Raw genomic sequence first — 7,151 nt, 5'->3', positions numbered from 1 at the left:
AAACAGTAAAATCGATATAATAAAGATTTTTATCATAAAAGATTCTCTCTGTTTCTTATTTTGAAGTTCACTTACTTCTTCTCTTATAATATAAAAACTGGATTTTTTTTGAGTTGGCTATGATAAAATAAGAAAGTTGCCTTACAATCCTGCAACGGATTGGGGGTGTATCTATTTGTTTAACTCACTTTTTGCCCCACTTGTAGTCGGCTTAGTAACCGCTTGGTTTACCGATTGGCTAAAACGGAAAAACCGCAAGTAAAAGGAAAAGGCAATTTAGCCCACTAAAAAACCCTCAACGACTTCCACTCGTTGGGGGTTTTGGTGTATCTATAAGTTACTCACTCTTTGCAAATGCAATTATATCACGCCATGAAGTCATTAATCAATTTGTTGCGCAACTTATAATAAAAAATCTCTTCTTTTCTCAAATAATTCGCCAATATTTAAGCTTGTCGTACCAGTAAATTTGGCTGGATGAGGTTTTCCATTTGAATCATAACTCGTTAATTGATAATCGTAGTTACCATAACCGTCCTCATCACGTCCAAAAAGCTGGATAGAATCTTTCAACAACACGAAAAGAGCTAGTAAATGAGTAAATTTCATTTACTCATTTACTAGCTCTAATAATATTTAATTATTAACTTTCTGGTATTGATGAATAATCAATACCAGTTTTTTAATCTCTAGAAAATAAAAAAAGAACATCACTGTTCCCATGTTAAGATTTAAGCGACTAAACCCAATCAAACATGGAGAAAATAATAATGTCTCAAGACAATTCTATACTATGTGCACTCGATATAAAGACAATAATATGAGTAATGTTTCAGTCAAGGACGGTATTGAGTATCATTTGATACTCAATATATTTGTAAGAACTGTGCTAGCACCTGTGGTGCTCACAGTGATTTATTAATCAAAAATCATACTATGACTAAACAAGTTCAAAACAGAACATTCGCTATGGCCAAGGAATCCTTCACTTTAACATCAATTGCTAAAATCATCGGAGTATCAGTAAATACAGTAAGCAGAATCTTATATGACAATATCAAATTATCAAATAGATGTGATTGCCTTCCAGAAAACTTGTGTTTTGATGAATTTCGTTCAGTTAACGGTATATTTACTTTTATAGCTATTGATACACAAACATCATCATCTAATTGAGTTGATTCATGATCGACTGTCTAAAACAATTATTGAACACTTTATAAAAAATTATAGCTTGTCAGAACGACAAGCAGTTAAGACTGTCTCTATTGATTTGAACGCTAATTACCAGTCGGTCATTCATAAAATTTTTCCCAATGCTCAAATAATAGTTAATAGATTTCATATAGTTCAGCTATATAGCCGGGCATTGGATCAAGTTAGAATCAGTTGTCTTAAAAAAATAAATGATAAACATTCCCGTTTGTATAAAGCACTCAAGTCTAATTGGCATCGCTATGGATACATCTATTTCAACGTTACCTAAGAATTTAAATTATATAAAGAATAGTTGTACAATGTCATAATCCAATGGTCCTCTTGAAGAGACCATTGGAAAGATAAAAAAACTCAAACGTATCAGTTATGGATTTAGAAATCTTGACCATTTTCTCAAGAGAATAAGACTCATTTGTGCATAAAAAAAGACAACCTACATGAGGTTGCCTTCCATACAAAAACTATTCATCAATACTATTTGACAAAGGACCATTTTAACCGTCATTTTCCTACATTTTTATACCGCTCTTGATATTTAATTAATAACCTGAGTTAGAATATCCACTATTGCTTATACCAGAACCACTGTTTGTTCCAGTACTATTCTTATTGGATGTTCCCGTGGTTGAACGTTGTGAACCAATATTATTGATATCTTGAACCGACTTAGTTGTTGTTGAACTTTGTGTAGAAGGCTTAAACTGAATATTACCTGTCTTAGCATGTGGCAAATCTAAATTCTCACGAATAAAGTTTGTAACTCGTTGTAATTCGGATTCCTTCATAACTTCCATACTTTGTTTTGCAACTTCTTCTCCATTACCTTGCAAATGAGTCTCTGAAGTATGTTTTCTAACTGAATTATAATCCTTAGCAAGGGCAGTTAATTCATCGAATGTCAAATCAGTTTGTGTTTGATCAGATAATGAGTTAATAAAGCTTTGGTTTAATAACGTAGATACTGAACTACTCTTATGTACCAAAGCAGTAAGTACAGCTCGTTGACGAGTTTGACGTCCATAATCACCTTGTGGATCATCATAACGCATACGTGAATATGCTAAAGCCTTCTTGCCATTCATATGAGTCTTTTCACCTTTTGTAAATGAGAATCCTTCATACTTAAAACTTAAGGTTGGTGTTACATCAACACCATTAGCTTGATTAATAACCTTTTCCATACCACCCATATTAATAAGTGCGTAAAAATCAATTGGAATATTCAAAAGTTTTTGAACGGTTTTAATTGCTGTCTTAGTTTGACCGTAAGAATATGCCGCATTAATTTTAGCTGGTGAAACCGACTTATAACCAGGTATATTGACAGCAGTATCACGTGGAATACTTGTTACTGTTGTTTTGTTTTCACTTGGATTTAATGTAATTACCATCATACTATCCGTACGACCTTTGTAATCACGTCCCAACGCACCGGTATCAGTTCCCATTAGAAGAATTGAAATTGGCTTCTTATTCTTTAATTGCCCACTCACATTACGTTCTTTAGTCACACCAGATGGCGTGAAAGAATTATTAACTGAATTTTTAACACTACGATATTTAGTCATGCCATAAGCTGCTCCACCCAAAACTATCAATAAAATAACTGATAGAAAAACGTTTCTCAACGCATGCTTTTTTCGACGATGCTGCATAATAAACTCCTCCTCTAACTAATATCTGGATACATAATATACCAAAGGTACTAGAAATCCCTTGATAAAGTAATTCAACAATATGAACACTGAAAAACATAATCAGGGACATAATTGCATTAGGTATGCAATCTTTACCTAGTTCTATAGAAAGAATAACCAAATAATTTTTTATTGGCAGAAACATTCGTTAATATTGCTAAAACGCCAACAAGAATATCACTTGAAGCCATTGCATACGGACCAAACGGAATACTTGAAATAATTGTAATAAATCCAATTCCTTTTTTAATAATATTAAGCCTTAAATATATACTACTCTTCCCCACAGCCAATATTGCCTGAAGATTAACTATATTAATTGGATATAGCGCCAAAAATATACATGCAATTTGCATATATGGAACAGCCGGTAACCACTTATCAGTCAACATCCAACTGACCAAATTATGAGATGCCCTCCGCTAGAACCTACTAAACATATTTTCATTGAATATTCCTTCCATAAATCAATCTGCTTATCTTAGTATGCACCGTTAGGTTTAATAAAAACCGCAACGGTTTTTATCAATATGCTTAAGTCAAGCATGATACTTCGCTTATTTATATAGCTCAAATCCAATTCAACCATTTCTGAAAATCCTACATCATTACGTCCACTAATTTGCCATAAGCCTGTGCATCCAGGTTTTACCGCCAATCTCTGCTTATCATACTCTGTATATTCTGCAACTTCGCGAGGCAATGGTGGTCTTGGACCAACCAAACTCATATTTCCCAATAAAACATTTACTAACTGTGGAAGTTCATCGATACTATACTTTCTAATAAAATGTCCCACTTTAGTTACACGAGGATCTTCTTTCATTTTAAACATAGCACCATCAACTTCATTTTCACTCAGTAATTCTTTCAAATGTTTATCCGCATCAACAATCATCGAACGAAATTTATACATTTTAAATGGGCTTTGCTTCTTACCAAAACGAACTTGTGAATAAAATACTGGTCCTTTTGGGTCTTCCACTTTTATTGCAATTGCAACAATTAGAAATAAAGGTGATAAAATAATTAATCCAAATAAGCTTGCAACAAAGTCAAAAGTTCTTTTAAAAATACGATAAATATATCTTTTATCCTGATATTCAAGGTTAATTGTCGTATTATCCCGTTTACCATCAAAATATTCCATATTAAATCCCCACTAAAAACACTGTTTTTTTACTAAAATAGCCAAAATTTCTTTCTCTTTTTAGGTAATGAAGATATCTTAACAAAATCTGTATCACCAACGTCATCACCATTGATAATGTTCCTTGCGTTAAGATTAAACAATTGAGCCTTACGAAGTCCCTCTTCTTTTTCTAATTTCTCAAAGGCCTCTTTCATTAAATACCTACGCCCCTTAAAATTATGGGCATCGGATGAAAAAACAAATCCTAAATTAGCTTTAATAATTTCTTCAGTAAGTGTTTGGACCTTCTTACCAAACACACCAAGATAACTACTACTTGTCAATTGTGTTAAACATCCCATTTTAACGAACTCATATAATTTATCAGGATCTTCTTGAATCCCTTGATTACGCTCTGGATGGGCAATAACCGGCGTTATACCACGGGTAGTTAAATCAAAAATCATATCCGCTGTATACTCAGGAATACCATCATTTGGCATCTCTAACAATATATAACGATTAGTTTCATCCATGGACAGAATATCATCTTTAGCAATGGCATCCATTAGTTCCCCTGTTAGATGAACTTCTTGACTAGCAAACACACTCAACGGTATTCCCGCATTATCTAAAGCTTTTTGAAATTCATTAGTCTTTCTGATCACATCTTGTTTGTGATTAGTGTATTCCCCATCCATATGGTGAGGAGTTACCAAACTATTGGTAATTCCTTGATCTACAGCTGCCTTAGCCAAATCTAATGACATTTGCATATCTTTGGAACCATCATCAACGCCTGGCAATATGTGGCAATGCAAATCAATTAATTTCATTTCTCTTTCTCAGCTCCATAATAACCACCATAGTATCCACCATAATAGCCTTGTGACTTTTCTTTTGTGACACGATTCATAATTACACCCAAGATATTAGCATGAACTGTATCTAATAATTGTTTAGCATGTGCAACCCCAGCTTTTTCAGCAATTCCTTGAGGCACAACCATTACGACACCATCTACTTGAGTAGCAAGAACTTGCGCATCAGTAACCGAATTAGCAGGTGGAGCATCCATTATTAATAGTCCAAATTTGTCCTCAAGGCGATTGATTAAGTCCTTAGTTCTCATACTACCTAATAATTCTGAGGGATTAGGCGGAATCGGCCCACTAGTAATAACGAATAAATTTTTAACCATTGTTGGTTGAACGACATCCTCAAATGAAGCATTTCCCAATAAGTAACTTGAAAGTCCGACCCTATTACTTACATTAAAAGTTTTATGAATTGTCGGACGACGAAGATCGGCATCAACTAACACAACCGTTTCACCTTGTTTAGCCCAAGTTACTGCAACATTATTACTTACTGTAGACTTACCTTCATATGGAGCAGATGAAGTGAATAAAATTGAATTTAATTTTTTATCTACAGATGAAAATTGGATATTAGTTCTAATCGTATTAAATTGTTCTGAAATCGTACTGGTAGGGTCATAATAAGTAACCAAGCCAACACCATTTTTCAAACTATAATTATCTAACTTTGTAGTTTTCTTCTTAAATAATGCCATTTTATTCCCTAGACCCTTCTATGATTTCTTGATGATTTATTAATACTCAACTTAGATTGAACTTTCTTATGTTCAACGAATCTTTCAATGTCTTTTTGATCAATTTCACTAACTGTGCCTAAACTAGTTAGCCCTAAATCATCTGTTAAGAAATTCTCCGTTGTAACTGTTCTATCAGTTATTTCACGAACAAATGCTAATGCAACACCTAAAATCAACCCTAAAACAATACCAACCAAAACGTTCAAAGTCTTTCTAGGACTGACAGGTTTAGTATTCGTTTCAGCTTCAGAGACAATTGAAACATTGTTAACACTCATAATTTTAACAACCTTTTTCTTAAAAACCTTAGCTGTCATATTGGCAATTGCTGCCGCTGTGCCAGCATCTGTAGATTTAGCTGTTACTGAAAACACTTGAGAATTTTGAGAATTACTAATCGATAGTGATCCTTTCAATGCTCCCATAGAACCTGGATAACCAGGATAGCTGCTAACTTTCTTATTAACATCTTTTAAAACAGTAGGACTAGTAATAATATCCTTATAAGTACTGATCATCTGAACATCAGCCTGAACCTGCTGGAACTGTGCCGACTGCATGTCCTCTGATAATTTACGATTGACCAAAATTTGTGTAGTAGCGCTATATTTTGGTGTCATAATGAAAAAGGTAACAAAAATCGCTGCCAAAGTAACAACAATAGTTGTCCCGAAAATTGCTTTTATATGTTTGCGTAAGATGCCTACGATCTGCATCATACTAATATTTTGTTCTGATTCCACTTCGTCCTCCGAATATATACAATATAATGTTATTTATATACATAAAAACCCCAGCTTAATAAAGCATGTATGAAGAAAGTATAGTCCATTAACTCGTCCCAAACAATAATTCTTGACAAGGTAGATTGCAAATTTAATCCGAATTTTTGGACAAATTTGTCAGCATAACCTGATACGGTGTTTGCCAGTCGAGTATTTTAAGCGGTCGCTGGTTAATTTGGAGTAACGTCGTCGTTAAATCTTGAGCACTAATGTGCTCAAAACGAGTCCCTTTAGGATAAAAATAACGTAAATTCCGATTAAAGCGTTCATTACTACCACGTTCAGCTGGAGTATAAGTATGACAGTAATAGGTCTTAATACCATATTGTGATTCAAGTGATACTAGCCCACTAAACTCAGTGCCACGGTCCACAGCAAAGCTGTGCACCGGATCATTAAAAGTGGTTAGGAAGTTAGTTAGTGCTTCATTAACAGTCGCTGTCGTCCGATCTTTTAACCGGTATGCCCAAAGGAACCGTGATTTTCGATCGATTAAAGTTAATAAAACTGCCTTACTATGCCCACGAGGACCAACGACTGTATCTAGTTCAAAATCGCCGATGCGATTACGTTGATTAATCATCATGGGACGCTGTTCAATTGATCGCCCCAAATATTGATTCTCTTTGGATCTTTGGTCACCTTTACGCCGTTGGCGTACGCCATGTTCCGTTCTTTCTCTTCTACACCTCTGGCGCTTC

Annotated in this window: 11 protein-coding genes and 1 pseudogene; 4 read left to right on the top strand and 8 right to left on the bottom strand. The window is 34.3% G+C overall.

Annotated elements, in window-relative coordinates; translation table 11 throughout:
- Positions 1-136: 136 nt before the first annotated feature.
- A complete protein-coding gene (locus CBP76_RS13600; RefSeq protein ID WP_166667137.1) occupies positions 137-262 on the top strand; it encodes a type I toxin-antitoxin system Fst family toxin in 126 nt (41 codons plus the stop codon).
- A 140-nt stretch (positions 263-402) separates the two neighbouring features.
- Here the strand turns inward: CBP76_RS13600 and CBP76_RS00950 are convergent, their stop codons facing one another.
- Positions 403-609, bottom strand: a complete 207-nt coding sequence (locus CBP76_RS00950; RefSeq protein ID WP_054643356.1) for a YxeA family protein — start codon at positions 607-609, stop codon at positions 403-405.
- Positions 610-936: 327 nt separating this feature from the next.
- On the opposite strand from CBP76_RS00950, the gene CBP76_RS13065 reads away from it, so the two are divergent.
- The 3 genes and pseudogenes from CBP76_RS13065 to CBP76_RS13590 all read left to right on the top strand — a co-directional run.
- A complete protein-coding gene (locus CBP76_RS13065; protein WP_133120370.1) occupies positions 937-1,176 on the top strand; it encodes a helix-turn-helix domain-containing protein in 240 nt (79 codons plus the stop codon).
- Positions 1,148-1,486 carry a transposase gene (locus CBP76_RS13595; protein WP_102195060.1) on the top strand — a complete coding sequence of 113 codons (339 nt, stop codon included), beginning with the start codon at positions 1,148-1,150 and terminating at the stop codon, positions 1,484-1,486. Before CBP76_RS13065 ends, CBP76_RS13595 begins: the two co-directional genes overlap by 29 nt.
- 52 nt (positions 1,487-1,538) lie before the next feature.
- Positions 1,539-1,640 (top strand): annotated as a pseudogene (locus CBP76_RS13590) (hypothetical protein); the annotation flags it as partial.
- 117 nt (positions 1,641-1,757) lie between these two features.
- Here the strand turns inward: CBP76_RS13590 and CBP76_RS00940 are convergent.
- From CBP76_RS00940 to CBP76_RS00910, 7 genes are all read right to left on the bottom strand, one after another.
- A complete protein-coding gene (locus CBP76_RS00940) occupies positions 1,758-2,873 on the bottom strand; it encodes an LCP family glycopolymer transferase (protein ID WP_102195059.1) in 1,116 nt (371 codons plus the stop codon).
- A gap of 134 nt (positions 2,874-3,007) precedes the next feature.
- Positions 3,008-3,319 carry an MATE family efflux transporter gene (locus tag CBP76_RS00935; protein WP_102195058.1) on the bottom strand — a complete coding sequence of 104 codons (312 nt, stop codon included), beginning with the start codon at positions 3,317-3,319 and terminating at the stop codon, positions 3,008-3,010.
- Between the two features lie 77 nt (positions 3,320-3,396).
- The gene (locus tag CBP76_RS00930) at positions 3,397-4,065 is read right to left on the bottom strand and encodes a sugar transferase (protein WP_102195057.1); all 669 of its coding nucleotides are present in this window, start codon (positions 4,063-4,065) and stop codon (positions 3,397-3,399) included.
- Between the two features lie 32 nt (positions 4,066-4,097).
- Positions 4,098-4,883, bottom strand: coding sequence for a tyrosine-protein phosphatase (locus CBP76_RS00925; protein ID WP_102195056.1), 786 nt, complete (start codon positions 4,881-4,883; stop codon positions 4,098-4,100).
- Positions 4,880-5,623, bottom strand: coding sequence for a CpsD/CapB family tyrosine-protein kinase (locus CBP76_RS00920; protein WP_102195055.1), 744 nt, complete (start codon positions 5,621-5,623; stop codon positions 4,880-4,882). The genes CBP76_RS00925 and CBP76_RS00920 overlap by 4 nt, the downstream gene beginning before the upstream one ends.
- 8 nt (positions 5,624-5,631) lie before the next feature.
- On the bottom strand, positions 5,632-6,408 hold the full coding sequence (locus tag CBP76_RS00915) for a YveK family protein (RefSeq protein WP_102195054.1): 777 nt from the start codon (positions 6,406-6,408) through the stop codon (positions 5,632-5,634).
- A 133-nt stretch (positions 6,409-6,541) separates the two neighbouring features.
- The coding region (locus CBP76_RS00910; RefSeq protein WP_117589397.1) for an IS30 family transposase at positions 6,542-7,151 on the bottom strand (610 nt) is incomplete at its 5' end.

Source organism: Companilactobacillus nuruki (assembly GCF_002872255.1).
In the GTDB taxonomy this organism is placed as follows: Bacteria; Bacillota; Bacilli; order Lactobacillales; family Lactobacillaceae; genus Companilactobacillus; species Companilactobacillus nuruki.
Note: the sequence above shows the minus strand (reverse complement) of the source record. Positions and strands in the feature narration are given on the sequence as shown.

What these genes read in the sequence shown, in the direction of transcription:
- CBP76_RS00950 (WP_054643356.1), bottom strand. Translation starts at nt 609, where the DNA reads ATGAAATTTACTCATTTACTAGCTCTTTTCGTGTTGTTGAAAGATTCT.
- CBP76_RS13065 (WP_133120370.1), top strand. Translation starts at nt 937, where the DNA reads ATGACTAAACAAGTTCAAAACAGAACATTCGCTATGGCCAAGGAATCC.
- CBP76_RS00940 (WP_102195059.1), bottom strand. Translation starts at nt 2,873, where the DNA reads ATGCAGCATCGTCGAAAAAAGCATGCGTTGAGAAACGTTTTTCTATCA.
- CBP76_RS00930 (WP_102195057.1), bottom strand. Translation starts at nt 4,065, where the DNA reads ATGGAATATTTTGATGGTAAACGGGATAATACGACAATTAACCTTGAA.
- CBP76_RS00925 (WP_102195056.1), bottom strand. Translation starts at nt 4,883, where the DNA reads ATGAAATTAATTGATTTGCATTGCCACATATTGCCAGGCGTTGATGAT.
- CBP76_RS00920 (WP_102195055.1), bottom strand. Translation starts at nt 5,623, where the DNA reads ATGGCATTATTTAAGAAGAAAACTACAAAGTTAGATAATTATAGTTTG.